This is a genomic window from Moraxella marmotae (assembly GCF_042219885.1).
Lineage (GTDB): Bacteria > Pseudomonadota > Gammaproteobacteria > Pseudomonadales > Moraxellaceae > Moraxella > Moraxella marmotae.
On the sequence record NZ_JBHJHR010000002.1, the window covers coordinates 1843375 to 1870268 of the forward strand.

34 protein-coding genes are annotated in these 26894 nt (G+C 44.6%); 30 read left to right on the forward strand and 4 right to left on the reverse strand.

Annotated features, from left to right (window positions below):
- Positions 1–8: 8 nt before the first annotated feature.
- The 19 genes from ACFBZI_RS08570 (at position 9) to ACFBZI_RS08660 (ending at position 13884) form a co-directional block, all read left to right on the forward strand.
- A complete protein-coding gene (locus ACFBZI_RS08570; RefSeq protein ID WP_375715913.1) occupies positions 9–1433 on the forward strand; it encodes a DUF4055 domain-containing protein in 1425 nt (474 codons plus the stop codon).
- A complete protein-coding gene (locus ACFBZI_RS08575) occupies positions 1357–3090 on the forward strand; it encodes a minor capsid protein (protein ID WP_375715914.1) in 1734 nt (577 codons plus the stop codon). The genes ACFBZI_RS08570 and ACFBZI_RS08575 overlap by 77 nt, the downstream gene beginning before the upstream one ends.
- A gap of 243 nt (positions 3091–3333) precedes the next feature.
- The gene (locus tag ACFBZI_RS08580) at positions 3334–3789 is read left to right on the forward strand and encodes a colicin D domain-containing protein (protein ID WP_375715915.1); all 456 of its coding nucleotides are present in this window, start codon (positions 3334–3336) and stop codon (positions 3787–3789) included.
- Positions 3786–4055, forward strand: coding sequence for a hypothetical protein (locus tag ACFBZI_RS08585; RefSeq protein ID WP_375715916.1), 270 nt, complete (start codon positions 3786–3788; stop codon positions 4053–4055). The genes ACFBZI_RS08580 and ACFBZI_RS08585 overlap by 4 nt, the downstream gene beginning before the upstream one ends.
- Positions 4056–4141: 86 nt before the next feature.
- Positions 4142–4873, forward strand: coding sequence for a DUF6651 domain-containing protein (locus tag ACFBZI_RS08590; protein WP_375715917.1), 732 nt, complete (start codon positions 4142–4144; stop codon positions 4871–4873).
- A 3-nt stretch (positions 4874–4876) separates the two neighbouring features.
- A complete protein-coding gene (locus tag ACFBZI_RS08595; protein WP_375715918.1) occupies positions 4877–5827 on the forward strand; it encodes a major capsid protein in 951 nt (316 codons plus the stop codon).
- Positions 5828–6055, forward strand: coding sequence for a hypothetical protein (locus ACFBZI_RS08600; protein WP_375715919.1), 228 nt, complete (start codon positions 5828–5830; stop codon positions 6053–6055).
- Entirely contained in the window at positions 6039–6380 is a 342-nt protein-coding gene (locus ACFBZI_RS08605; RefSeq protein ID WP_375715920.1) for a hypothetical protein, read from the forward strand. The genes ACFBZI_RS08600 and ACFBZI_RS08605 overlap by 17 nt, the downstream gene beginning before the upstream one ends.
- Before the next feature lie 114 nt (positions 6381–6494).
- Entirely contained in the window at positions 6495–6620 is a 126-nt protein-coding gene (locus tag ACFBZI_RS08610) for a hypothetical protein (RefSeq protein WP_375715921.1), read from the forward strand.
- 68 nt (positions 6621–6688) lie between these two features.
- A complete protein-coding gene (locus ACFBZI_RS08615; RefSeq protein WP_375715922.1) occupies positions 6689–6838 on the forward strand; it encodes a hypothetical protein in 150 nt (49 codons plus the stop codon).
- Positions 6839–6840: 2 nt separating this feature from the next.
- Complete coding sequence (locus ACFBZI_RS08620) at positions 6841–7209, forward strand: glutamate 5-kinase (protein ID WP_375715923.1); 369 nt, start codon at positions 6841–6843, stop codon at positions 7207–7209.
- Entirely contained in the window at positions 7196–7534 is a 339-nt protein-coding gene (locus tag ACFBZI_RS08625; protein ID WP_375715924.1) for an HK97 gp10 family phage protein, read from the forward strand. Before ACFBZI_RS08620 ends, ACFBZI_RS08625 begins: the two co-directional genes overlap by 14 nt.
- Positions 7531–7923 carry a phage tail terminator-like protein gene (locus tag ACFBZI_RS08630; protein WP_375715925.1) on the forward strand — a complete coding sequence of 131 codons (393 nt, stop codon included), beginning with the start codon at positions 7531–7533 and terminating at the stop codon, positions 7921–7923. Before ACFBZI_RS08625 ends, ACFBZI_RS08630 begins: the two co-directional genes overlap by 4 nt.
- Entirely contained in the window at positions 7913–8098 is a 186-nt protein-coding gene (locus tag ACFBZI_RS08635; RefSeq protein WP_375715926.1) for a crAss001_48 related protein, read from the forward strand. The genes ACFBZI_RS08630 and ACFBZI_RS08635 overlap by 11 nt, the downstream gene beginning before the upstream one ends.
- Positions 8091–8981, forward strand: coding sequence for a phage tail tube protein (locus ACFBZI_RS08640; protein ID WP_375715927.1), 891 nt, complete (start codon positions 8091–8093; stop codon positions 8979–8981). The genes ACFBZI_RS08635 and ACFBZI_RS08640 overlap by 8 nt, the downstream gene beginning before the upstream one ends.
- Before the next feature lie 301 nt (positions 8982–9282).
- Positions 9283–9738, forward strand: coding sequence for a hypothetical protein (locus ACFBZI_RS08645; protein WP_375715928.1), 456 nt, complete (start codon positions 9283–9285; stop codon positions 9736–9738).
- 80 nt (positions 9739–9818) lie between these two features.
- The gene (locus tag ACFBZI_RS08650) at positions 9819–10007 is read left to right on the forward strand and encodes a hypothetical protein (RefSeq protein WP_375715929.1); all 189 of its coding nucleotides are present in this window, start codon (positions 9819–9821) and stop codon (positions 10005–10007) included.
- Between the two features lie 4 nt (positions 10008–10011).
- Positions 10012–13659, forward strand: coding sequence for a tape measure protein (locus ACFBZI_RS08655; RefSeq protein WP_375715930.1), 3648 nt, complete (start codon positions 10012–10014; stop codon positions 13657–13659).
- Between the two features lie 72 nt (positions 13660–13731).
- Positions 13732–13884, forward strand: coding sequence for a hypothetical protein (locus ACFBZI_RS08660; protein WP_375715931.1), 153 nt, complete (start codon positions 13732–13734; stop codon positions 13882–13884).
- Here ACFBZI_RS08660 and ACFBZI_RS08665 read toward each other — a convergent pair.
- On the reverse strand, positions 13866–14072 hold the full coding sequence (locus ACFBZI_RS08665) for a ribbon-helix-helix domain-containing protein (RefSeq protein ID WP_375715932.1): 207 nt from the start codon (positions 14070–14072) through the stop codon (positions 13866–13868). The genes ACFBZI_RS08660 and ACFBZI_RS08665 overlap by 19 nt on opposite strands.
- A 739-nt stretch (positions 14073–14811) precedes the next feature.
- On the opposite strand from ACFBZI_RS08665, the gene ACFBZI_RS08670 reads away from it, so the two are divergent.
- Complete coding sequence (locus tag ACFBZI_RS08670) at positions 14812–15144, forward strand: phage tail protein (protein ID WP_375715933.1); 333 nt, start codon at positions 14812–14814, stop codon at positions 15142–15144.
- 92 nt (positions 15145–15236) lie between these two features.
- On the opposite strand, the gene ACFBZI_RS08675 is transcribed toward ACFBZI_RS08670, so the two are convergent.
- Positions 15237–15641 (reverse strand): type II toxin-antitoxin system HicB family antitoxin, encoded by a 405-nt coding sequence (locus ACFBZI_RS08675; protein WP_375715934.1) that lies wholly within the window; start codon positions 15639–15641, stop codon positions 15237–15239.
- 71 nt (positions 15642–15712) lie between these two features.
- Positions 15713–15904 (reverse strand): type II toxin-antitoxin system HicA family toxin, encoded by a 192-nt coding sequence (locus ACFBZI_RS08680; RefSeq protein WP_375715935.1) that lies wholly within the window; start codon positions 15902–15904, stop codon positions 15713–15715.
- An 85-nt stretch (positions 15905–15989) separates the two neighbouring features.
- Here ACFBZI_RS08680 and ACFBZI_RS08685 point away from each other — a divergent pair, with 85 nt between their 5' ends.
- From ACFBZI_RS08685 to ACFBZI_RS08710, 6 genes are read left to right on the forward strand one after another with little or no spacing between them, the layout of a single operon-like run.
- Positions 15990–16751 carry a hypothetical protein gene (locus ACFBZI_RS08685; RefSeq protein WP_375715936.1) on the forward strand — a complete coding sequence of 254 codons (762 nt, stop codon included), beginning with the start codon at positions 15990–15992 and terminating at the stop codon, positions 16749–16751.
- The gene (locus ACFBZI_RS08690; RefSeq protein ID WP_375715937.1) at positions 16748–17152 is read left to right on the forward strand and encodes a hypothetical protein; all 405 of its coding nucleotides are present in this window, start codon (positions 16748–16750) and stop codon (positions 17150–17152) included. The genes ACFBZI_RS08685 and ACFBZI_RS08690 overlap by 4 nt, the downstream gene beginning before the upstream one ends.
- Positions 17149–17793 (forward strand): phage minor tail protein L, encoded by a 645-nt coding sequence (locus tag ACFBZI_RS08695; RefSeq protein WP_375715938.1) that lies wholly within the window; start codon positions 17149–17151, stop codon positions 17791–17793. Before ACFBZI_RS08690 ends, ACFBZI_RS08695 begins: the two co-directional genes overlap by 4 nt.
- 55 nt (positions 17794–17848) lie before the next feature.
- The gene (locus ACFBZI_RS08700; protein ID WP_375715939.1) at positions 17849–18598 is read left to right on the forward strand and encodes a hypothetical protein; all 750 of its coding nucleotides are present in this window, start codon (positions 17849–17851) and stop codon (positions 18596–18598) included.
- The gene (locus tag ACFBZI_RS08705) at positions 18598–18984 is read left to right on the forward strand and encodes a hypothetical protein (RefSeq protein WP_375715940.1); all 387 of its coding nucleotides are present in this window, start codon (positions 18598–18600) and stop codon (positions 18982–18984) included. The genes ACFBZI_RS08700 and ACFBZI_RS08705 overlap by 1 nt, the downstream gene beginning before the upstream one ends.
- A 40-nt stretch (positions 18985–19024) precedes the next feature.
- Complete coding sequence (locus ACFBZI_RS08710; RefSeq protein ID WP_375715941.1) at positions 19025–19795, forward strand: C40 family peptidase; 771 nt, start codon at positions 19025–19027, stop codon at positions 19793–19795.
- On the opposite strand, the gene ACFBZI_RS08715 is transcribed toward ACFBZI_RS08710, so the two are convergent.
- The gene (locus tag ACFBZI_RS08715) at positions 19755–19955 is read right to left on the reverse strand and encodes a ribbon-helix-helix domain-containing protein (RefSeq protein ID WP_375715076.1); all 201 of its coding nucleotides are present in this window, start codon (positions 19953–19955) and stop codon (positions 19755–19757) included. The genes ACFBZI_RS08710 and ACFBZI_RS08715 overlap by 41 nt on opposite strands.
- Positions 19956–20336: 381 nt before the next feature.
- Between ACFBZI_RS08715 and ACFBZI_RS08720 the strand changes: the two genes are divergently transcribed.
- Genes ACFBZI_RS08720 through ACFBZI_RS08735 form a run of 4 tightly spaced genes read left to right on the forward strand, consistent with a single transcriptional unit; the run spans position 20337 to position 26846 of the window.
- Positions 20337–20957 (forward strand): tail assembly protein, encoded by a 621-nt coding sequence (locus ACFBZI_RS08720; protein ID WP_375715942.1) that lies wholly within the window; start codon positions 20337–20339, stop codon positions 20955–20957.
- A complete protein-coding gene (locus ACFBZI_RS08725) occupies positions 20954–25822 on the forward strand; it encodes a TipJ family phage tail tip protein (RefSeq protein ID WP_375715943.1) in 4869 nt (1622 codons plus the stop codon). Before ACFBZI_RS08720 ends, ACFBZI_RS08725 begins: the two co-directional genes overlap by 4 nt.
- Positions 25819–26130, forward strand: a complete 312-nt coding sequence (locus ACFBZI_RS08730) for a hypothetical protein (RefSeq protein ID WP_375715944.1) — start codon at positions 25819–25821, stop codon at positions 26128–26130. The genes ACFBZI_RS08725 and ACFBZI_RS08730 overlap by 4 nt, the downstream gene beginning before the upstream one ends.
- Complete coding sequence (locus ACFBZI_RS08735; protein ID WP_375715945.1) at positions 26127–26846, forward strand: hypothetical protein; 720 nt, start codon at positions 26127–26129, stop codon at positions 26844–26846. The genes ACFBZI_RS08730 and ACFBZI_RS08735 overlap by 4 nt, the downstream gene beginning before the upstream one ends.
- Positions 26847–26894: the final 48 nt, after the last annotated feature.

Consider the following 26894-nt stretch of genomic DNA (forward strand, 5'->3'; position numbering starts at 1 on the left):
GAGACCTTATGCCAGTTAATAGCACGCACCCACAGTATGACGCCGCTTTGCCTGCTTGGACAATGTGCAGCGACTTTGTCAATGGTACAACCGCAGTCAAGGCAAAAGGCGAGAAATATTTACCACGCCCAAATCCTAACGATGACAGCTTGGACGCCATGCAGCGTTATAAAAACTATCTTAAGCGTGCGGTGTTTTATGAGTACTCAAGTAAAACCGTATCGCAATATATTGGCTTGGCGTTCAAACAAGACCCCATTTGTGAGCTTGACGAGCGACTGGCGGCGATGAAATACAACGCCGATGGTCAAGGCACTTCGCTGTATCATCAAGCACAAAAGGGCTTAAAATCGCTACTGGTGAATGGGCGTTTTGGCATTTGGGTGGATTTTCCAACCCAAGAGAGCAAAACTTCACAAAAAGACGATACCGCCTTGCCAAAACTGCTGTTTTATCCAGCCCAAAGCATCATCAATTGGCGTGATGATATGATTGTGCTACAAGAGATGGTGAGTATTGCCACTGATGACCCTTTTGTGGTCAAGCGAGTGGAACAATGGCGAGTGCTGGGCATTGATGAAGTCGGCTACTATGTCGAAGTGTGGACAAAGGGCGAAGACGGCTTTAGTGTCAATGGCAGACAATATCCAAAGCAGCACGGCGATAAACACTGGCAAACCATTCCTTTTCAGATTTTTGGTAGCCAGTACAACACCTTTGATGAGCAAGAAATCCCCATTGAGCCGTTGGTGCATATCGAGCAGGGCATTTACTGTAACAGTGCCGATGCCGAAAATAGCCGCTTTATTTGCGGTCAAATCCAGCCGTTTTTGAATGTGGATAACCAAACCGCCGATTGGTACAAAGACAAAAAACTCAAATTGGGTAGCGAAACGGTGATTATGCTTGGCGAGCATGGCTCATTTGGCTTTGCTCAAGCTAGCCCCAATACCATGGCAACCGAAGGCATCGCCGATAAACGGCAAATCATCAGCGAGCTTGGCTATCAGCTGGGACAGTCTGGCGGCGGTATCAAAACCGCCACACAAGCGGATAATGAACAGCAAGCACAGCATAGTCAAGTATCGCTATGTGTTGCCAATATCAACGAAGGCTTTACCAATCTGCTCAACTGGTGCAATCTGTACAAAGGGGCAGAAAAACCGCCCAAATTCACCATCAGACAGCAATTTAACCAAACGGCTGTCAATATGGAGCTTTTGCAAGGCTTGGCGTCGCTGATTGATGGCGGTAAATTGCCCAAAGCGGTATTGTATGACAAAGCCAAAGAGTACAATTTACTTGATGTTGAGCTATCGCATGATGATATTGATGGCATGATTGAAGCAAATAACTATGAAGCAATTAATCAATTTGGAGCGACTAAAAAGCTATTTGAGCGTTCAATTTCAGCTGACGGTAAAGCAGATTGATGATTTTTTGCAAAGCGTGGTTTTTCGCCGTGAAATTAGCGAATTAAAGCACAAAGAAGTGGATTTATTGCTCAAAAAATCCAATCAGCGTATCGGTGCGTTGCTCATCGCTTATGTGGGCGAGCTTAAACAAAACTGGCAAGGCTTGTACAAACACCGTTATCAATTACTGGCTGATGGCAAAACAAAAGACGCAAGTTTTGATACACCGCTACGCATCACCGCCAATGTGGGCATCACGCTTAACGATATGTTACAAAACTTTGGCGAGCAAGAAACCAAAAAACTGACCAATGCGATACGCTACGCCCACGCCAACAATCTTAGCAATCAAGATTTGGTAAAAATCATTCGTGGCACGAGAGCCAGACGCTATCAAGATGGGATTTTGGCAACCAGTACCAAAAATGCCAAGACGCTGGCTCACACTGGCACGGCAATCATCGAAAGCCAAGCCAAACAGCAGTTTATCGCCGATAATAAAGACATTATCAAAGGCATTAAAGTGATGGCAACGCTGGATTTTCGCACCAGCACCATTTGCCGCCATTTGGACGGTGAGTTTATGCCGCTTGATAAGGCGATTTATCCGCCGTATCATTACAATTGCCGAACCAGTTTTCAGATTGTGTATGATGGCTACCAACAGCCCAATAAGCGAGCCAGTATCAACGGCGTAACGGACAATATCAGCTACTATGAATGGCTCAAACAGCAACCTGACAAATACCAAGATGAAGTATTGGGCAAGACACGAGCCAAGCTATTTCGAGATGGTGGCTTGGCGATTGAGCGGTTTAAGCAACTGCAACTAGACAGAAATTTCACCCCTTTAACGCTTGATGAGATGCGAAAGCTAGAAAGTGGGGCGTTTGAAAGAGTATCAGGCTCTGTGCTAAAATATGACCCAATTACAAATGGGAAACTTGCGATGAAGCGTACGGATTGGGGTGATTTGCCAAATGTGTTAATTGCCCATACCAAAGATACCATTACTAGCCATCAGCGGTATTTAAGTGCCAAATCGGGTAATATTGTTTCGGCTTTGATGCTTGCTGATGAAATGGTTGGCGATGAATTTTTGGTGGATATTGCCAACGCTTTGGCAGGATATGGTGATGTATGGGTATTGCCTGTTCATGCCGAAGAAATGCTTGGTCGCAATAAAATTCCATTGGCTTATGCAATGGTATTAAAAAACAACCTGTCTTTAAACATGGATTTATCCATTGTACAGGCAAGTAAAGCCAATCGAACGCAGTCCAATGGCGTAGAGCGGTTATTAAAAAGAGTATCGTTTGACGGTGAAGTGGTGCAAGGTAGAAATTATCTCATCGTTGATGATGTGATTACCCAAGGCGGTACTTTGGCGGATTTGCGAGCTTATATTGAAAATGGCGGTGGTAGGGTGGTATTGGTTAGCACCTTGAATGGTAAACCAAACTCTGCTAAACTCCCAATTACCAAAGCGACGCTTGGGCAATTGCGAAAACAAGCAGGCAAAGAACTTGAACAATGGTGGCATGAGCAATTTGGCTATGACTTCTCAAAATTTACAGAATCCGAAGCAAGATACCTTGCAAAACAAATTCATCGATACGGTCTTGACACCGTCCGAGATACACTCTTTGCGGCAAGACCTAAAAGAAGCTTATGAATACGCCAAAAACCACACCAAAAAACGAAACTTACCGCTTAGGCAAGTTTGGCGTAAAGGTGATGAAAACAAAGGCAGGTAAGATAATTGAGTAACCACCGGTGGGACTACCACTCCCCACTATTGTCCCTCTTACCCCACACAGTTAGCATTATAAGCCATACCGTGCTGTAGTTACGGCAGGTAGAATTCACCGTGTCGCAGTGGCCACTCAAGGCAAATTATAGCCAAAGATATGCCCAAATGCAACTGCAACTAGACAGAAATTTCACCCCTTTAACGCTTGATGAGATGCGAAAGCTAGAAAGTGGGGCGTTTGATGCGGCGTTTGGCGATGATTTGTACCATTTTAAGCGAAGACAACCCATTGAAGTGGTCGTAAAAGGCAAAGCGTTTGTTTTTCCGCCAAAGCAATTGGACGCCAAATTTAAGCATGCTGAAAATGTCGGTGTAAAAACTTCAAAGAAAAACCCATCAACATTATTGGCTTACCAACAGGCGATTATTGACCATTTGGAGCATGCCAAAACACGCCAATTTGGGCAATATCGAGATGACAAAGCCAGTACGGTGTATTATAATGACAAAACAGGCGTGGCGGTGGCGTTTGACGGCAAGGGCGAATTTACAACTTTGTTTAAACTTGACCCAAGCAATAAACAGCATAGCAATTTTTTAAAAAATGGAGTTCTGTTTTGACTTATTTATTAGACATGGCGTTAGATTTTTATCATGGTAAAATGCCAGCAGATGTCTTTATGCTCAGATACATTAAAGAAAGGGAAGGTAAATTTACACCCATGGTGGAAAGTGAAATTATCAGTCAAGCCGAATGTGAGATATTTTCTGCCTGTGATAGGTTCAACCCTGATTATGATGTCAACTCGCCGCATAAGTTCGATATTGACGAAGTTCAATTTAGACAAGAAGTCGAGCAAGCCCTAAGGTCGGTGGGCTTAATTTAAACTTTTTTAACCAAAGCACCCAAATGGGTGCTTTTTTATTGCCTGATGTTGGAAAACTAGGGTGCTTTTGATTAGGAAAAATCAACATGAAATTAAAACTTGATGAAAACGGCAATGTGATTGTCCAAGACGGTAAGCCTGTCTATGTCTATGATGACGGCAAAGAATTGGCGTTTGATGCCGCCGAAAGTATGGCAAAAATCAGCCAATTAAATGCCGAAGCCAAAAACCATCGTGAAGCCAAAGAACACGCCTTAGCACAGCTAAAGCAGTTTGATGGCATTGATGCGGACAAAGCAAAACAAGCGATGGCAACCGTGCAAAACTTGGACGATAAAAAGCTGATTGACGCTGGCGAAGTTGAGAAAGTCAAAGCGGAAGCAAAAAAGGCTTTTGATGAACAGCTGGCAAGTAAAGACGCTGAAATTGCTAAGATTAATACCGAGTATCGCAATGCGGTGATTGGTGGGGCGTTTGCACGCTCAAATTTCATCAAAGAAAAAACCTTATTGCCTGCCGATATTGCCCAAAATACCTTTGGTCAGTACTTTGAGATGACGGACGGTAAGATTGTTGGCAAGCTGAACGGCAACCCAATTTATTCACGCATTAACCCCGGTGAGTTGGCGGATTTTGATGAAGCGTTTGAGCAAGTCATCAATCAATACCCCAACAAGGCGGATATTTTGCGTGGTAGTAGCGGTAGCGGTGCAGGAGCTAGCCAGCCGGGCTTTGGGGCAGGTTCTATCAAATCATTTGCTGATGCCAAAACCACTGAAGAGAAAATCGCTTGGCTAAAAGCAAAAAACGGAGAATAAGTTATGGCATTTGATACCATCAAATTTAACAATGACACTTACACGGTACTTACAGAGACCGTAGCCCAGCAGGTGGATAAATTCAACCAGCAATCCAATGGGGCAATCCAACTGGTGGCACGCCCATTTCGTGGCGATTTTGACACGCAGGCGGCGTTTAAATTCATCGCCAATTTGGTGCGTCATCGTGATATTGAGAATGGACAAAATACCATCTCTAGTGCCCGCCTAACCCAACACAAAAATGTGGCGGTCAAAGTGGCAGCAGGTACGCCTGAGATGCTTTGGGAGTCTGCTCATTATCGCTGGGTACTACAAAACCCTGAAGAAGCGGCAATCATCATCGGTGAGCAGCTGGGTCGTGCGACCATCGCCGATATGCTAAACACGGCGATTAAATGCGGTGTGGCGGCAATCAAAGGCAATACCAAAGCCGTTGAAACCGCCGATAATCTAGATTTTGCTGCACTGACCAAAGGGGCTAGCCGCTTTGGCGACCGCTCAGGCTCTATTGCCGCTTGGGTGATGCACTCTGGTGCTTTGACGCAATTGCAATTAAAAGCCTTGGGCAACAATGAACGCTTGTTTAGCTATGACAATGTCAGCGTGCTAAGAGACCCACATGGACGAGTGTTTGTGGTAACTGATGCCCCTGATTTGGCGGTGGATAATAGCGGCATCAAATACAATGTGCTGGGGCTTACCGAAGGCGGTATTATCGTTAATAACCAAGCTGATTTTAATAGCGTTATCGTGCCAAAAACTGGCTTTGAGAATATCACCAACGCCTATCAAGCCGAGTGGAGCTATGCAGCATCGGTCAAGGGCTATACTTGGGATACCGCCGCTGGTGGCTCAAACCCAAATAGTGGGGCTTTGGCAACGCAATCTAACTGGAAACAAACCGCAACCAGTATCAAAGACACCGCAGGCGTACTCGTACAGGGGGCGTAAATGAAAATTCTGTACTTTACGACAGATTTTAGCGACGCCAATTTAGCCTATGCCAAACAGCATGGGCTAACGGTGCGTGATGGCTTGGCGTATCGTGAGATTGATTTTATCGAAACTTGCGATAAAGTCTGTGGCGATGTGCCAGATGCTTATCGGCATTTGCCATTGTTTGACGAAAAGTTGGACGAAAAACCCAAACGCAAGGTGAGAAATGCTCAAACGCAATGATTTGGCTGATTTTGATGATGAGACGCTGACCATTGTTAATGCTTATCTTGCCAAGCACAATTTGCCAGATTTTGGTGATGATATACCGCCTGCCATCAAACAAGCAGGCGTGTATCTTGCCAAAGCATGGCAAGCAGGCGAGCTATTTCAAGCACGAGATGAAGGCGTGATTGCCAGCAAATCGGCAAGTGCAGGCGATGTATCGATTGCCAAAACTTATGTACAAGGGACAGCTGCCATGGGGCAACATGAGCAAATCGCTTTGGCATTGCTTGAGCCATTTGTACAAAAATTTGGCTTGAATATGCCGCTGATACGCTATTAAAACAAAAATCCCAAGTTTTGGCGAACTTGGGATTTTCTATTTTTACCCTTGGGCATAAGGATAAAACTTGTGAGTAATGATAAGCGATTTTTTCTAAAATTGCTAGGTGTTTTTATGATTGAGATTCACAATGTAACGCCTGAAAAAATCATCAAAATACTTTGGCACATCGCTGCAATTATTTTGCTGGTGTGCTTCATCTGTAATTTGGCTGATATTATCACGGCAATTCGCTATTAAAACAAAAATCCCAAGTTTTGGCGAACTTGGGATTTTCTTTACCCCTTTAACACGGACTTAAAGAGATAATGAACAATTATAGCAAAATTCTTGACATCTTACTAGGAAAATTAACAACAATGCCAATGCAAAGATTTTTAATTTTGGTCGCTTTGGCGGCATTTGGCATGGTGCTGTTTGCTTTGCCTGATATTATTACGGCAATTCGATGGTGGTAACTATGGGTCTATACAGTGAAATTGATGGCGAGATTGCCAAGGCGTTCGCCAATGAGCTAAAAGACGCTGTCAAAGACTTTACAGCACAGCGTATCAGCTTATCTAACGATGATTGGACGCTAAATGGTGCTGACGTAGCAGACAGCCTTAACTATGGCGGAAAAGGCGTTTTTACAGGCTATTTGACGCATGAGATTGACAATCAAAGTATCAAACAGCACGATGTCAAGTTGATTTGTCTGCAAAGCCAAATTGACAAAACACCGCTGATTGATGATGTGATTGATGGTAAAAAAGTCATGAATGTCAAACAAGACGCCGCCAAGGTCAGCTATACCATACAGCTAAGGGGGTTTGATGACTTGGGATAAAAAACTTAGCGTTGATGATATTGCCGATGAATTGGATAAGGTGTATCGGCAATTTGCGATAAATTGCTACAATCATGTTGTCGCTTTAAGTCCTGTACGCACTGGGCGTTATCGCCAAGCTCATCATATCAGTATCGGCTCACCAAGCTATGCCCAAACAGGTGCGGACGCAGGGTTAATCATCAGCTTGCCTAAGCATACCTACCCAACCATTTATATCCAAAACAATCTGCCCTATGCCTTACGCATTGAAAACGGCTGGTCAAAGCAAGCCCCAACAGGCGTGTATAACAATGCGTTCAATTCAGCCTTAGGAGCGTTATGAACAGTCAATATATCGAACAGCTACTTTTGACGCATTTTCAAAGCTGGCAGGGTTTTGATGCCAAACGATACGCTAGGGACAATCGCAATTTTACCATTCCCAAAGATGGCGTATGGGGCAGAATTACCGTGCTTGGTGGCGTCAATCAAATTGCCAGTGTCAGTGATAAGCCGTGTATCTTGGAACAAGGCACGCTCATCATTCAACTGTTTTGTGCTGAAAATGTCGGTACAGCCGAAATCAAACAGCGTGCCGATAGCTTGGCTAGGCATTTTGGCACGAAGCAAATACAACAATTAGAAACGCTGGCGGCGAGTGTGATTTATGTCGGTTTTGACAAATTTTACCAAATCAATGTCAGCGTACCTTGGAGATATTATGTGGCATGAAAGAGTGGAAAAAGAAAAAAGCGAGCTATACGCCAAAATCATCACGCTAGAGCGTCTGCTTGATAGCCCCAAACCTGTTTATATTAGCCCTGAACAATGGCAATTACTGAAAGAGCAAATTTATTATATGCGTCAATATCACGAAGTTTTAGCAAGGAGAATACAAGATGTCTAGTGGTGCAAGAGTCGTATCGGCATTTGTCAAACAGACCGATAAAACCATTCCACAAACTGGCTGGAAAATCCTACCCAATATCAGCAACGGCTTAACGGTATCTACCGAGATGACCGAAAGCGAGATTTTGGCAGGTGGTCGCTTAATGCAAAAAGGCATGGTTACAGGTGCGTCAGTCTCTGGCGATATTGAAACCGAGCTTATGTATAGCGTCTATGATGAGCTGATTGCCGCGGCATTTTGGAGCGAGTGGCAAGCCAATAAGCTTACCATCGGCACAACCAAGTCCGAATTTGCCATCACCAAAGATTTTACCGACATTAATGTCAATCATATCTTTGAGCGGTGCGTGGTATCCAATTTTAGCCTAAATATCGATACTTCAAGTTTGGTCAAAATCAAATTTGGCTTTACTGGCTTGGGCTATCAGCAAAGCAAAGATGCATCATTTGCCAAATCGCCGACGCCTGCCGCCGATGGCATCAAGGCAAGTAGCCTATCCATTGGCGATATTTTGATTGATGGGCAAAAAATCGATGTGTGTGTTGAGAGCCTAAGTTTTGAGCTGGATAACCAAACCGAAGTACAAAAATGCCTAGGCGATAATATCTATGGCGGTAATGTGCTGGCAATGCTTGCCAATATCACAGGCTCTATGACCATCGCTTATAGCCCCAAAGCTCATGATATTATTAGTAATCAGATGACAGGGGCAACGCTAAGTTTGGAATTTCCGATTATGTTTGGCGATAACAAATACATTTTAAAATTGCCAAAAATCCAAGTGACAGGCGAAATCCCTAGCCCATCAGGCAAGGATTTGGTGGCGGTTGATGTCAGTTATACCGTCGTTGATGAGACGCCAGTGCTTGAGCGTGTTTAGACAATTTTAGATAACGGTTGTCTAAAGTTGTCTAAAATTTTGTCTAAGCGATAAAAACACCCCTGATTTTAGACAATGACAAAAAATCCCAAGTTCGCCAAAACTTGGGATTTTTCTATTTTTACCCCTTAGACCAAGTAAGGAATAAAACATAGGTGAATTTTAACATAGATTTGGTGAAATTGGGAGAATTACCCATGACCAATTTGATTATTATTGGTAGTTTTGCCGTGCTAATTGCTCTGATTTGGAAATTGCCCGAAATTATCAAAGCATGGCACCATTTAAACGGAGATGACTAATGTTTAATTTAAATATTTTAAAAAAAGACCATCAGTTGAGCGTTGAGCGAACCATTGAATATCAAGGCTTGCAAATCACTTTTGAAGTCAAAACCGACGCCGAATTTGAGCGAGCATTTGCAGAGTTGCAACGCTTGGATAAGTCGCAAACAGTAACCAAAGACAGCCTAAAGCGTGGGGCAAAAACGCAGATTGATGAAGCCAGTGCTTGGCTGTTTTTGACTGGGGAGTATTTGGTCAAAGACTGGAATGTAACGGTTGATGATGAGCCATTTGCCATTAACGGCGATAATTTTATCATCGTGCTGGGTAATGCGTTTGATGACGCTAGAGAATTTGTCCAGCTTATCACCGATACCGTGGTTGAGATGCTAAAAGAATACGCCGAAAAAGCCAAGGCACTGAAAAAAAAGTCAATGACGAATACCAATGGCAAAAAATCAAAACAAGCCTAAGCGAAAAACGGCTAGAGATTTATAAACGGCTGGGCGAAACCGTACCCACGCCGCATCAATCGGATAGGTATGTTGATTGCGTGTTCCATGTCTTTATCATCGCAAGCCGTGCTAGGCGTTATGTCGATGGCGTGGCATTGCCTTTGTCGCTACAAGATATTGACAGTGTCTGCCGTCATTATTCTGTTTGTTTGCCACGCCCTTTGCTGCATGAATTGGTGTTTTATTTGGACGATTTATGGCTAGCAGATACCAACAAAAAAGGATAAAACCATGACACAAACTTATCGCTTGGATATTCAGGTATCAGCAGATAGTGCGATACAAGCCATGACAAGGCTTGAGCAGTCTTTTGATAAAGCTGGTGATGCCAGTAAAAAAGCAGAAAAGGCGTTATCTGATGCCGAACGCCATATGTCTAAAACTGGGCAAAGTGCTTATAAAACCAGCCAAGATTTGGACAAAGCAGGCAGTGGGTTTAAAAAAGTTGGTAAAGATGCCCATGATGCAGGCGATGGTATCAAAAAAGCCGATAAAGATATGAGCGGTATGAATGCAACCGTGAATAAGCTGAATAATACGCTGGGTGCATTCAAAACCGCCATGTTAGGTGCAATGGCATTTGTAGGTATCGGCTCGGTGGTACAAACCGCTGATGCGATGAAAACGCTTGATGGTCAAATCAGGATTGCGACCAATTCGGCAGAGCAGCACGCTAAGGCTATGTCAGAAGTTGAGCGTATTGCAATGGCAAACCATGTTAGCTTGCAATCTGTGGGCGAAATGTATGTGTCCAACGCACGCTCATTAAAACAGCTGGGAAAAGACCAAAACGATGTGATTAAATTCACCGAACAAGTTACTATGGCAATGCGTCTGGGTGGCGGTTCGGCGGAGGCTCAAGCTGCTGCATTAACACAGTTGGGGCAAGCAATGGCATCTGGCGTGTTGCGTGGTGATGAGTTTAACTCTATTGCTGAACAAGCCCCAGTGATTATGGAGCTGATGGCAGACAGTTTGGGCGTTACCACTGGTGAATTGCGAAAATTGGCAGGCGAGGGTAAGCTTACCGCCGAAGCTGTTTATCAAGCCCTAACCAGTGCATCGGCAACTGATAAATTGGCGAGCATGGCATCGCAAACCAGCACCACCATTGGGGGTGCATTAGAAGATGTGCGTACACAATGGGATTTGGCGGTACACAATCTGTTAAATTCTGATGGTGGTATTAGCAGTCTTATTGCTGATGGTATTGGTCTAATCGGTCAAGGATTGCAACAATTTGGTGATTATTTACCGCAGGTGAATGAAGTTATCACCAATACCATTACTAAGGCAAAAGAGCTTGGTTCAGCCTTTGTAGAGTCTGATATAGGGCAGGCAACCATTGAAGCGTTAAAAACCGCTTTTGATGGATTAAAAACGGCGATTGAAGCTGTGGTAGATGTTGGGGCTGACATCACCCAATTTTTTCAAGAAAATCCTGAGTTGGCTATCGCTTTAGCCAGTGGTATCGGTGCAGCAACAATAGCCTTTGGTGCGTATCAAATTGCATTGTGGGGTGTTACTGCGGCAACGACAGCATGGGCAACAATAACCAGTGTGGCAGCTGGAGCATTTGCGATTTTAACCAGTCCAATTACCTTAACTGTTGCCGCTATCGCAGGCTTGGTGGCAGTGGGTGTGTACCTATACCGCAACTGGGATACCATCAAAGCCAAAGCTAGCGAAGTTTGGACAAATATCAAACAAGCCATCAGCGATAAAATCAACGAAATCAAGAAGGCGTTTAGTGAATGGCTAAGTAATGCACCCGAACCTGTCAAAAAAATGGTTGAGAACATTACCAGTATTTTTGATGGCTTGACAAAGGTATGGGACACGGTCAAAAACGCAGCAAAGCAAGCTTGGGAAGGTTTAAAAACTTCTGCAAAAGACACTTGGAATCAAATCAAAGAAGTATGGAGTGGCGTAAAACCCTATTTTCAAGAGATTTGGAATGGTGTCAAAGCCATATTTCAAATTGCTTGGCAAGCCTTGACCTTACCGCCCAAAATTGCCTTTGAAACCATCAAAGCGGCGGTAAAATTTGGTATTGATAGCATCAAAGCGGTGATTAGTGCAGGCGTTAGCATCTTTGCCAGCTATTTTAACTTGGGCTTTGGGCTGATTAAAACGACCGTTACCACTGCTTTTAATGTTATCAAAGCGTTAATGCGTGGCGATATGCAGGGCGTCAAAGATGCGATTAATAATGGCGTCAAGCAAGCGGTGCAATTGTTCAAAAACTTTAGTAATGATGCCCGTGCCACCATCAAAAAGCTAGGCTCGGACTTGCTACAAGTGGGGCGTGATGCGGTGCAAGGCTTGATTAACGGCATCGGCGAAAAAATCGGTGCGGCGGTACAAAAAGCTCGTGAATTGGCTAGCCAAGTCAAAAACGCCGTTACTGGATTTTTAGACATTCACTCACCATCTCGAGTGATGAAACAGCTGGGCGAGTGGACGGCGGAAGGTTTTGCTTTGGGTATTGCTTACAAAGCACCCATGGCGGTCAAAGAAGCCCAAAAGCTGGCTGAAGATGCCAAAAATGCCCTGCAAAATGATATGGAGCAGGCGGCAAAAAACATCTACAAATTGCAATTGCAACAGCAAGAAAATCCCTTTGCCGATGCCATCACTGAAATTAAGTTTGGCAAATACGGCAACGAAAACACCGACAGACTGCTGCAGCTTAAGCAGGAAGAATTGGCACAACAAAACATCTTAGATGTAACCAATCAAATTCGACAAAACCATGCGGCAATCAAAACGCTGGGCATGGATCGCATTGGGCAGCTAAGATGGGAGTATGACAATACCAATAAATTTATCGGTGTCAGTCGCAAGATGTTTGATGCACATCTGGACTATATCCAAAAGCTGGAGCAAGCACAAAAGCAGCTTGCCGCCACGGCTGATTTTGACAAAGAGATTGCCGATATTGATAAGCAATTGGCACTGCTTGGCAATGATGACCCATTGGCGGAATTTCGCTACAATTTGGAACATACCAAAAAACAAATGGGCTATACCGCAGAGCAGCTTGATAAGCTCAATCAAAAAATGATGGCGCTACAAGACAGCAAAGATAAATTGGCACGCAAGGAGAAAACAGACAAACAGAAAAAAGATTCTGCTGATAGTTTTGATAAGCTAAAAAGTGAAATTTATCAAGTTTCACCAGCCGAAAAACTGCGAGCCGAGTATCAAGACAAGCTTAAAGTGATTGCTGAATATGAAGATTTGCACACAGACAAACTTGCCGAAGCACTGCAAGCCAGACATCAATTAAAACAACAGTATGAGCAGGCACAGACAGACTTGCAATTAGCCAGCTATGAGATGCAGTTGAGCGGTGTCGCTGGCTTGATGAAAGATATTTTGGGTGAGTCTAGCCGTGGTTATAAAGCCATCTTTGCGATGGAAAAAGGCATGGCGTTGGCACGCATTTTACTAGCCAATAAAGAAGCTTTGGCAAAAGCATGGGCATCTGCCCCATTCCCTGCCAATTTGGGAGCGGTTGCCAAGGTTGCCTTGGAAAGTGGGGCGTTGGTTGCCGCTGTCAATGCCATTAAGCCTGTGGTTGGTCAAGCCCACGATGGCATTATGTCAGTTCCCAAATCAGGCACTTGGAATCTAGAAAAAGGCGAGCGAGTATTGCCCAAGCACACCGCCAAAGCCCTAGATAAAAAGCTGGACAGTATCGGTGGCAGTGGTGGCACAGCAATCAATATCAGCGTAACGGTCAATAGCAATGGCAGTAGCGATGTACAAAGCGATGCCCAAACTGGCAAGAGCTTTGGCAACGCCATCAAAGCGGCGGTACAAAACGAGCTGATGCGACAACGCCGTCAGGGCGGTATGCTGTATGGCGTATAAGCAAAAACCCAACTGTTTGCCGCAGTTGGGTTTTTTATTATCCATTTAACCGATACTTAAAAGGATAACTGTGTGAATTTTAACATAAATTTTGATAAGTGGCTAACAACGATGCTTGAAAAATACGAAAAATCGCCAAAAGTGCGTTATTTGATTAATTTTTTGGCATTTACTTTATTTTTGTATGTGCTGGGCGGTTTTATCGCTCAGGTCAAATGGTGGTGAGCTTGCCAAAGCTCCACCGCTTCCATGATGATGATATTTTTGGTTTTGCCTGTGCTTTTGGCAAGTTCGTCCAGTCGCTCGGCAAACTCAATCGGCACTTTAAAGCCAATATGTTTGACGCCACGGCGAGCATCGCTTTCTTTTTGGATTTGGCTGCGGGTTTTGGGGTTGGCAACAATCTTTGGCATTTGACATATCCTTAAAATCTTGGTAAGATAATCCTAAGTTTTAGGAGTGAAGCGGTGGTGTTACCCACCGCCCCAGCCTTTTTAGGCTTTCTTACTCTTAGTAAGCGTTACCGCTCAATAGTAGTAAGATTACAACAATGATGATTTTAACTAGGTTCATTGTCTTATCTCCTAGGATAGCCACCACTTGACTTAGGTCGGTGGCGGTAACCTATCAAGACAGGGTGTGCTACCACCTTGTCTTGATAAAACATATTATAGTTATAACTACTCTAAAAGTCAAGTAATTTCTACACTTTTTTATAAAAAGTTGTGAATTATTTGGCTTTTTTTGTTGTCTAAATTTCACCGCTTTTGCATTGTGCAAAGGCGGTTTTTTATTGGGCATTTGACTTTTTCCTGTGTTATGGTATGATAGGGGTTAAGTAAGGGGGTGAGCGGTGTTTCCTGTTGTCCGCTCCGCCGTATCATAGCTTTTGGCTATGACTTAGGCGTTTATCTTAGTAAGCTGCTAAGCTATACAAGATAAAGACCAAAACGATGATGATTTTAACGGTATTCATCGTATGCTCCTTACATCGGTTGGCGGTTATTTCCCTTAGGTAAACCGTTTAACCTAGCAAGGCAAGGCTCCTACCCCTTGCCTTGTTGTGTATATTATAGTTGTAACTACTTTAAAAGTCAAGTATTTTTTTTAAATCACCGCCTTAAAAGGGCGGTTTTTTATTGGGTAAATCTCATGAAAACTTTTATTTGGGACATCTCCAAAGACAGTAGCGAAAGCGTCAGCCATGCGGTTACACGCACGCAATTTGGCGATGGTTACGAGCAGGTGGTCAGTCATGGCATCAATAACGCTTGCAAATCATGGTCATGCACCAAAACGGATACTAAAGCGGTTATCGATGCCATTTACCGCTTTTTGCACGATACCAAAGGCGTGGAAGTGTTCAATTTTACGCCAATTCCGAACGAACCCACCCTAAAAGTTCGGCTCGATGGCGAAATTGCACGCACTTATCAAGGCGGCAATGTTTGGACAATCAATTTTACGCTAAAACAGACTTTTTAAACCGCCGAGCATTTCTCGGCAGTTGAACCATTTCCACAATGGAAACACTTAACCATTTTCCTAAAGTCAGGAAAATGGTTTTTTATTGGAATTTAAGCCAAATCACGGCTGGCAAGCTGGGCTAAATAATTGCTACGGCTTTTGTATAACTGCTTATGACTGGCGACTTTTTCATCAATTTTGGTGATTAAAAATTGCGGTAAAGTGATATTGATTTTGTGCGATTTGGTATCGTATTTGCTCAAATCAACATCAATCCACGCCCAAATAAAGCCGTTGTAATCAGGGTTTTGTTGATGAATGCTGAATTTGCTTGGCATGGGGATTGGCTCACCATCTTCTGCCAAGCCGCTAAAATGCAAATCAAGGCATTCAGTAGCACAGCTTAACACATCGTCCAGCTCATCACAGGCTGATACCAGATTTTCAATATCTGGAAAAAAGATACTGTGGGCAATCTTATCATTGCCAAGTTTTACTGCGATTGGGTATAGCATAAACATTCCTTAATTGTTTGAGCTGATGGCGGTTAGAGCGTGCAGGGGCGGTATTACCCCTGCTTATGTGACTAGTTATCCAAACCTGCTTGTCTCATAATGCTCTTGACTGTGATGTTATCCAAATCCTTCTTGGGGTCAGGGACGGTAACTCGTCCTTTTTTGGTTGGGTGCTTGAATTGAGCATGGCTACCAGCATTGGCTTTAATTCGCTTCCAACCATCTGCTTCGATGATTTTGATAACATCTTTACTACTTGCCATATTAGCTCCTAGTGTGTTGATGTTGGGTATATTATACTTCCAGAGTTATAAAAAGTCAAGCATTTTATCAAAAATAGATGAATTTATGAAAACAAGTCAAGAATACTACAACTGGCTACAAAAATTTGAAAAACGGCAAACTTCGGACGATACGTTTACACCGCCCAAGATTTATGATGCGGTGATTGATTATGTGCATGAGCATCTGATAAATCTGAACGGCTTACAGGTGGTGCGTCCGTTTTTCCCAGATGGCGATTATACCGATTTGTCGCAATATGGCAAAAATGCGATTGTGATTGACAATCCGCCATTTTCAATCATGACAAAAATTTGCAGGTTTTACCAAGAGCATCAGATTCGGTTTTTCTTATTTGCCCCAAGCTTAACTAACTTTAGCTCAAGCCGTACGGTGGCAGGCTTAACCCATGTGATTGTCGGTGAAAGCATCACTTATGATAATGGGGCTAATGTTAAGACTGGATTTATTCACAATTTAACACCGAATATCAAAGTACAAACCGCACCTACTTTAGCTTGGGCAATTTGTCGGTTGGCACCAGACAAAAAACAACTGACCAAACATCAATACCCAAGCCATGTTGTCAATGTTGCAAGGCTTGAAAAACTAAAACATATTGATGTCAAAATCCCAAGCGATGAGTGCGTATTTATCAATGCGTTAGATGCCCAAAAAGAGCATAACAAAACCATCTTTGGCGGTGGGTTTTTAATCAGCGACAAGCAAGCCCAAGCGTTAAAAGCCCACGATGCACAAATCACAACCCAAGTTCACGCATGGCAATTATCAAGCCGTGAGTTGGATATTTTTAAGGAGCAACCATGAACGAACTTACAACTCTATCACGCCTAGAAGCCAACACCATTCAAAGTTTTATCTCTCAAGTCGATTTTTGGCTAGGGCAATATGGCGAAAAAGCCGATAAAATCGAAATCACTTATTACCCTGATGATGATGGCTTTGAAGTCGTGAATAACGAGCAAAACAACGGCGTACTTAAGCGTAACCGTGCCACTCGTTTTCGCACCGAAATTTTGGCATGGGCGATGAACATGCTCAATCAGCTAACCAATTATGACCCAACCAAGGAAGTCAAAGCCTTTGCTTGCGTGTATAAAAATGGCGAATTTGGCGTGTTGGCAGAAGTTGGTGATGCGTCTGAAGAAGACAGCGAAGAGCAAGATAGCAAAACAGTGGACAGCGAACATCAAGCAGAAACAGAATGACTTTTAACGCACAAGTACAGCAAACCAGCGTCAGTAATTTTCTGACGCTGTATGAGCTGGATTTACGAAAATTGGGCGGTGAAATCTACCGCTTTCACGGTCATAATGACGGCGTGATTACTTGGCAAAACAAGCAATACACGCCCATTGCCATCACATCAGATGGGCTAGAAATGCGTGGCGATGGCAAAGCCAGCACGCCCAAGCTCACCATTGCCGATACCTTAAATGGCGTCAATGGGGCGATTGGGGCGTTATGCCGCATGTATGACGATTTTGCTGGAGCAAAACTTGTCATCACCCACGCCATTGGTGATGAGTACAAACAGCAGATTTGGTTTGTCGAACAAAAAACCACTGAAAACCCATCATCAGGCGTGCTTGAATTTGAATTATCAAACCCTGTGGACTTTGAAAATCGCAAAATTCCTGTGCGTACCATCACCAACTTTTGCCATTGGGCGGTAATGGGGCAGTATCGTGGCGAAACCTGCGGCTATACTGGCACGGCACGCTACACCATCGATGGCAAGCCTACCGATAATCCGCTTCTAGATAAGTGCGGTGGCTGTATGTCGGATTGTCAAATCAGGGACAATGTCGCACGCTTTGGCGGTTTTCCAGCGGCAGGGTTGGTGTAACGCATTGACAAAATGGTTAAATGTGCTAGTATAAAATGCCCAAGCGGAGATTAACATGCAGCCAAAAACCAAAACCCATGAAGCCTACGAGTATCTGGAGCGTTATCAAGGATTGACCAATCCTGATAATCTAAGATTCATTCGCTGGCTACGAGATGCCAAAAGCCTGCTTAAGACCAATGCGATCGATGCTTATGTCTTACAGGGTTTTGCACACATGGCTTTGGGAGATGCAGATTTGGCAGTACAAAGCCTGAAAAAAGCCCACCTGCTCAATCATGATTTGGCAAGCTACAATTACGCCGTGGCTTTGCATAGAATTGGTAATTTTGCACAAAGCCATGAAGTTTGTTTGGGGTTATTAAAAAAAGACCCCTACAATCACAAGGTTATCGCTGTGGCAATCGGTAACGCTGGCAGGCAGTCGGATATTGGCATGCTTGATGAAATCTTTGATTTGCTTGATGGCTCTTTGGCTTGCCGACAAGACGCCAAGCAATTTATCAACAAAGTGCTTGATAACCTTAAGCAAGCCAACATCTCTCGTGAAAATTTTGCTCGTATTAATCAGTTGGTGGTCAAATTCTTAACAAAACGCTATTTTGGCAATTCGCACATTGAGACAACCGTTACCCAAACAGAAATTGGCAATATGCTTGATGTCAATATTTATCTGAATAATGTCAGTATTGACGATTGTTTAAGATGGAATGATGCCTTTTTGGACGTCTTGATTGATGATGACAAACTGCACTTTGATGATTATAAAAATATCTTAGTGCATTTTATCCCTAAGGGGGCATAATGTCTGTTGATATTGACGATTTGCACCGCTGTATTGATGCGTTATTTGCCGATATTGACGAACAATCGGCAGAAAGCCTGTTTAGGGCTTATATCAATCGCAGTTATTACGCCGTATTTCATGAGTTGCGGTTCACCATGCAACAAGCCAATTGTGGCATCAACCGTTACCACACTGGCACGCATAACAACCTGTGCCAAACGCTGGACGATATGGCAAAAGACAATAAAGCCATACAAAAGCTGGCGATGCAATTTAGGGATTTTTTGACAAAACGCCATCATGCCGATTATGAACTACAAACAACGGTTACTTGGTATGATGTCAAGCAAGCCCAACAATACAGGCAAAATTTGCCAAAAATCATTCAAGAACACATCAAATAACCGCTCACATTTGGGCGGTTTTTTATTGGGTAAATGTTAAATGAATTACCAAATATTTAACCACGCTTGGCAATGCTACCCCAGTGAGTGCTGCGGACTTGTCATCAACGGCAAATACCACCCTTGCACCAACGCCCATCATGACCCCAAAAATCATTTTGAAATCTCAGCAGATGAGTATTTGACGCTTGAGAGCTTGGGCGAAATTACCGCCATCGTACACAGCCACCCAGACGGCGAGCCATTGCCCAGTGAGTTTGACCGTGTGCAAATGGGGCTACATGGCGTGGATTGGTGGATTGTGGGACTGGGCTTTTCGCCAACTGGACAAAAGTATCAAGCGATACAAAAGCACAAGCCTACAGCCTACCAAAGTCCGCTCATCGGCAGGGATTATATCCACGGCGTGCAAGACTGCTATACCTTGGTGCGTGATTATTACGCCCGTGAGCTTGCTATTGACCTGCCAGACTTTGAGCGAGCAGATGGCTGGTGGGAAGATGAAAATCATGAACCGCTGTATCAAGCCAACTTTGCTAAAGCTGGCTTTGTTGAAGCACAGACGCTACAAAAGCACGATGTGATTTTATGCCGTGTCGGACGCACGCAGCACATTAACCACGCCTTAATTTACTTAGGCGATGGCAAATTGACGAGCGAAAACGCCAGCGAGATTATCGGTGATAATATCATCTTGCACCACCCCCATAGTCGTCTATCCGTGCGTGAGATTTATGGCGAAAATTGGCAACGGCGGACGGCGATGGTGGTTAGGCATACCGCTCACATAACAGCTCAATCGCTTCAGTAATCAGTTGGGTTTGTGATTTGCCTGTGGTCTCTGATAATTGCTTAATCATCTGCACGCTCGTCTCTGGCATTTTAAATGACTTGGTGACGATGCCACGGCGTGCCATGGACGCTTCGTTAATTTCACGGCGAGTTTTGGGGGTTTTGACAATCTTTGGCATGGTTAAATCTCAAAAGTTTTAGCAGTCGCAAGCCCCACGATACCGCTGTGAGACTTGCGTTGTGTTAATTAGAGCTTGACTTAACTACTAGATTTAAGTAAGATAATCAACACAAGGATTATTGCGATTCTAATGAAAGTTTTCATCGCTTTCTTCCTTCTGCTAGTGGATTTAAGTAGCTTGGTTGGTTCCAGCAACCTTGCTACCACCTCCAAGGCGGTACTGCTTGCCTTGTTGGGTATATTATATGTAATCCTACAACAAAAGTCAAGTAATTTCTACACTTTTTTTATAAAAGTTGTGAATTATTTGGCTTTTTTTGTTGTCTAAATTTCACCGCTTTTGCATTGTGCAAGGGCGGTTTTTTATTGGGTAAATCTCATGAAAACAATCCAACTGCACGGCATTTTAGCCAAAAAATTCGGTAAATTTTTTCGGCTCAAAGTACAGACGGCACGAGAAGCCACCCACGCTTTGGCGTGTCAAATCCCTGCGTTTCGTCAATTTATGCTAGACAGCGAAAAGCACGGCTACCGCTTTGCCGTCTTTACTGGCAAGGTCAGCAAGGCTAATAACATTGGCGAAAACCGCCTAGATTTTATCACTGATAAAAACACCATTCATATCGTACCAAAAGTTATCGGCAGTGGTGGCAAGGCAATGGCATGGCTACAAGTGGTGGCTGGGGTGGCGTTAATTGGCGTGGGGCTTTTTAATAGTAATCCTGCCCTAATCGGTGCTGGCGTTGGCTTGCTGTTAGGCGGTGTATCAACGCTACTTATGCCCACGCCGCCACTTGGCACGCAGGACGAAGACGGCAATAGGGCAAATAACGGCTTTGGTGGGGCAGTTACCACGGTGGCACAAGGCAACCCTGTGCCTGTGCTGTATGGCGAGCGAGAAGTGGGCGGATTTGTAGCGTCCGCCAGCATCATAGCGGAAGATAAAGTGGTGGCTGGCGTCGATGCCCCAAGAGCCAGATTAGGAGTGTTTAGACGATGATTATCGGTGCAAAAAAACAAAAAAACCAAGCCCAAAAGCCCAACATTCAAAAAGACACCACCGCCAGCACCGAATTTGTGCAGGCGTTGTATGGCTTGGCAGAAGGGGAGATTTTGGGCTTGGTGGACGGTGGCAAGTCAATTAAGCTAGACGGCACGCCACTGATTAATGACAACGGACAGCCCAATTTTGACAATGTATCGTGGGATTTTCGAGCTGGCACGCTCAATCAAGACTACATCAAAGGCTTTAGTAGTGTCAATAATGAGAGCAATGTGGGCGTTGAGCTAAGACACGATAAACCCTATATCAAAGCCATCAATAACACCGCCCTTGATGCTGTGATTATCCGCCTAGGTTGGGGGAGCCTGCGAGAGCAAAAAGACAACGGCGATATTGTTGGCTATCGTATCGCTTATGCCGTCGATGTGCAGACCGATGGCGGTGCGTGGAGCGAAGTGCTGAACACTTTTATCAATGACAAAGCCAGCCAAGGCTATAAACGCAGCCACCGCATCGAGCTACCTAAGGCACGCCGTGGCTGGACAATCCGAGTTCGCCGCACGACGCCCAATCGTGATAGCGAGCTGATTGGCGATAGCATGAGCGTGGTTGCGATAACTGAAGTCATCGACGCCAAACTGTGTTATCCCTTGACCGCTTTATTGGCGGTGAAATATGACGCTGAAAGCTTTAGTAATATCGCCAAATTATCCGTGCGTCTGCGTGGCAAGCTAATCCAAGTTCCCAGCAATTACAACCCAACGACACGCACTTATAACGGCATGTGGGACGGCACTTTTAAGCTGGCGTATTCCAATAACCCAGCTTGGGTGTATTATGACATTTGCACGCACAAGCGGTATGGGCTGGGCTTAACGGTGGACAAATGGCAACTGTATCAAATCGCCCAGTACTGCGATGAGATGGTCGATGACGGCAAAGGCGGTAAAGAGCCACGCTTTACTTGTAATGTGTACTTACAAAAAGCCGAAGACGCTTATCAAGTATTACAAAGCCTAGCCAGCGTATTTCGTGGCTTGACATTTTGGGACGGTACGCAGATTGTGGTTGATAGCGATGTGCCAAAAGACCCTGTTTATACCTTTAGCCGCTCAAATGTGGCTGGCGGTGAGTTTATTTATTCAGGCACACGACGCCGAGACCGCCATACCGTCTTTAAAGTCGGTTGGGATAACCCAGATAACGACTATAAGACCGAGTATGAGATGATACGAGATGATTATGCCATCGCCAAATATGGCATTAATATCTTAGACATTAACGCCTTTGGCTGCACCAGTCAAGCCCAAGCCCAGCGAGTGGGACAATGGGCGTTAAAGACCGAACAGCTAGAAACGCAAAGCGTGTCTTTCAAAACTGGCTTGGACGGCTTTATCCCCAAGGTTGGCGATGTGATTAATGTTGCCGATAATGTACGAGCAGGGCGAGCCATCAGCGGACGCATTGTGTCGGTAAACGGCAATAAAATCACGCTGGATAGAAACGCTGGCAGCGTGGGCAATACGATTGTCATCGGTGAGCATACCGCCAAAATTACCGCCATCGCTGGCACTGTCATTACGCTAGATAAGCCAATCAATGCCAAGGCAAATGAAATTTGGGCGATGACAGCTACCGATTTGCACTTAGCTCAATATCGAGTGATGAGCATTGCTTATGATGATGCGTCGTTTAATGTTACCGCCATCGAGTACCGCCCAGAGAAATACAGCGATGCGGTGCGGATTGAGCCACGCCCCATCAGTGTGATTAAGCCAACCATTCTATCCGCACCAAGCCAAGTATTGCTAACTTCGCACTCACGCACGCACCAAGGGCAATCGGTTACCACCTTAAGCATCAACTGGGAGCAGGTCAATGGAGCGGTGGGCTACATTGTCGAGTGGAAAAAAGACGATAACGCATGGCAAAAAAGCAAAATCGCCAGCCAAAGTATCGACATTGACGGCGTGTACTCTGGCAATTACACGGCACGAGTGGCGGCGGTGGACGCATTCGATAATCAAAGTAGCTTTGCTACTAGCGTATTGACTACCGTTACAGGTAAGACTGGCAAGCCCAAAAAGCCAATTGGCTTGACCGCCAAAGGGGGCTTGTTTAGTATGATGATTGCTTGGGCGTTTGACACAGGCAGTGAAGATACCAACTTTACCGAAATTCAAGTTAGCCCTGATGGACGCACGAACATTAGCACGCTGGCTACTTTTGCTTATCCAACCAATAAGCATGAAATCACAGGCTTGCAGGGCAATTTGACCCAGTTTTATCGTGCCAGAATTGTTGATAAATTGGGCAATGCGTCGGACTGGACAGCGTGGGCAAGCGGCACAACCGAAGCCCAAGCCGAAAAAGTGCTAAACTTAATCAGCGGACAAATCAACCAAAGCCACTTGCATCAAAGCCTAAGTACACCGATTGCTAAGATTGCACCGCTTGAAACCAGCATTAACAGCACACGAAACGAGCTAAACGCCAGCAAAACCACGCTCAATCAAGCCGTGGCAAATATCAGCACGCACCGCCAGCAAATCACGCAGGCAGTGGCAAATATCACTAGCTTAATGAGCGATAAAAACACCAAAACCCAGCAGATTACTAATCTTACGCAGTCGGTGAATAATCATGCTTCATCAATTCGTGAATTGTCGGTAACGACTGGTACGCTCAATCAAAAATACGGCGAGCTAAAAACGCAGGCGGACAATGCCACCAGCCAAATCACGCAGATTGCCCAAACACAGCAAGGGCAGGCGGCAAGTATTGAGCGAATGGGGGCGAGATTTGACCACGGCAATTTGTTCAAAGCAAATATCGCCACGCAAGGTCATTATCTTGACAATCAAGACAGTGGGGCGTTAAAGCCGTGGAACAGCCATCGTGCTAGTGATTTTATTGCTGTCAAAAGCAATACAAACTATGAAATACGAGCATTTGGCGGTGATTTTAACAATTTGCGTACAATTTGGTATGATGAAAATAAAAACTTTATCAAAGGTCAAATTGTGGCTAAAAATGGCGATTATGCGACTTTTAATAGCGATAATGCCAGCTTTATTCGCATCTCAAGCTACTGGACACGTCAAGCTGATAACATTTGGCAGATGCAACAAGTGGGCTTGGCTGGCGATGTGCAAGCAAATCTTGATGTCATACAGCGAACGCTAGCCAATGCCGATATAGCGTTAAGCCAGCAAATCACCGCTATGGACGCTGCATACAAGCAAGCAGACAGCCAAGCCAACGCCAAGATTGACAGTGAAATCACGGCACGCAGTAACGCAGATAGTGCGTTATCCAGTCGGATTGATAGCTTGCAAAGTGATTACAACGGCAATAAAGCAAATATCGCCAATCAGCTTAAGACATTAAGCGATAACGACAAAGCAAAAGCCAGCCAAATCACTAGCTTGAACGCCAATTTTACGACGGTGCAAAATATGGCAAATAACGCCCAACGCACAGCAGACACAGCAAACAGCAAAGCGGACAACGCCCAACGCACCGCCAATGCCGCCAATGCCGCCATCACCGCCGAGCAGACCGCACGGGCGGACGCTGATAGCAGTTTGGCAAGTCGTATCAGTGCTTTGGATACTGCTTACAAATCCGCTGATAGCACACTGACCAGCCGTATCGCCAGCGAAGAAACCGCACGAGCCAATGGCGATAACGCCAACGCCCAAGCCATTCGCACGCTAAACAGCACGGTACAAGGCATCAATGGGCGTGTCGGTACAGCAGAGAGCAAAATTACCACGCTTGAGCGAACCACAAGCAACACGACGCAAGCACTGGCAACGGCTCAAAGCCAGCTCAATGCTCGGTTTGATAATTTGGCGGTGGGCGGACGCAATTTATTGCTTGGCAGTGCTGTCAGTCGCACCACGCATGGCACAACCAGCCTACAACTCAGCCAAAATATCAATCATGCCGATATTACCAACTTAGTCATCTCGTGCGATGTGGCTTATACCAATGCCAGACGAGCCACCACACAGGGGGCGAAATGGTTCCGTGTTGGTGTGGAAGTGCGGATTGTCTATACGGACAATAGCAGCGTTTGGTACGCCGCTTGGCATAACGCCACCGCCACGCCAAGCAGCTTTAATGGGCGGATTGTTCGTAAGCTGGCTGTGCCGCAGGGCAAAACGGTGCGTACTATTGACAGTGCCAAAATCCAAATTTGGGATATTACCGCCGATAGCATTACGGTCAAAAATCCCAAATTAGAACTTGGCACCATCGCCACCGACTGGACGCCTGCTCCTGAAGATACGCCGTCCGATGCTGTAACTACGGCAATGCTTGATGAGTACAAATCGGCTCAAGCGACCAAAGACACCGCCAATGCCCAAAAAATCACCACTTTGCAAACGCAGGTGAATGGGCAAACCGCCAGCATTCAACAGCATGCGACAAGTATCGATGGCTTAAAAGCCCAGTACACGGTCAAGATTGATACTGGCGGACGAGTGTCAGGCTTTGGCTTGGCAAGCGGTGGCGGTGTGTCGGATTTTGCAGTAAACGCCGATAAATTCTACATCGCACCGCCCACAGGCAGGGGCAAGGGCATCACGCCATTTGTTGTGCAGACCACCACACAGACGATTAACGGCGTGCGAGTGCCAGCAGGGACTTATATTAACGATGCGTTTATCCGCCATGGGTCTATTGGCATTGCTCATATCGACAAAGCCAGTATTAAGAGCTTATCGGCATTATCTGCAGACATCGGAACTCTTACAACCAAAGACGCTAGGGGTAGTTTTACTTATACTGGCTCAAAAATTGAGCTTAGAGACCCGCAAGGCAGATTATTAATGGAGATGGGCTTATTATGAGTGCCAATGTGAAATGTTACGACCCTGCCACTGGTGGGGTTTTGTTTGATTTGTCGCATCACACCACAAGATTTTTGGGTGTGATTGATGATGACAGCACAAGCGGAACCAGATATGTAGATTTTGGCGGTGCAAACTTTTTCTACTTAGTTGGTGTTGAAGGGGTTAATAACAATATCATCTTTCAAGACTGGGGGGAGTTTAGACGATTGGGCAAAACCAGCCCAATCACTATCACTGTCGGACAGAACCAATTTAGTTATCAAAAACCTGCCGATGTGCCGATTATTTATGGGGTGTTTGTATGAGTGCAGGCATAAAAATCTATAATCACAATCAGCAAGTGAGCATTAACAGTAACGACTTAATGTTTTGTTTAGCGATTAAAGACACAATTCAGTCACCAAAAGGTCGCCCACAAATTAACACAACCCTTGCAGTTAGCAATTACATAGATGCTAGCAGGGGTTACAGCGGTCTGCGTATGCCGCTACTAGTTCACGAGATTGGTGGCTGGGACAAAAGAATACAATTGACAAACTATCAGAAAAAAGATGGCATTGTCAAAATCGCTTTTTGGACGCCTGAAGAAATGCCTGTTAATGTGTTTTTCTTTGATTTATCAAGCAATTTTACCGCACCAAGCGGCGGTGCTGGCTTGAAAATGTACACACAAAATGGTGAATTGTCATTCGACAGTCGCATGAAGCATTTAAAAATTATTGGCGTGGCGAATGATGGAATGTCTTTAGAGCCAAACAAAAAATATGGCATTCTCGTGCGTTCCTTGCCTGATACCGTTGAAGAAGAACAATGGAGTCAAGACAAAAGAAAAATATATCACACTCAAATTTACAAAAGAAAGCTTTTTTGGATTGAGAATAACACCTTAAGAGCTTCAATGATTGAAACTGGCAGAGAAGAAAACTGGTATTGGCGTTCAACAGGCAGACCATACAGCAACGGTGGCACAGGCAAAAAAGAGATGGTTCCGCCATTATTGGTAGATATTACAGATTTATGAAACGATTGATTTTAATTATTTTTATATTTTTGACTTCGTGCAGTTTTT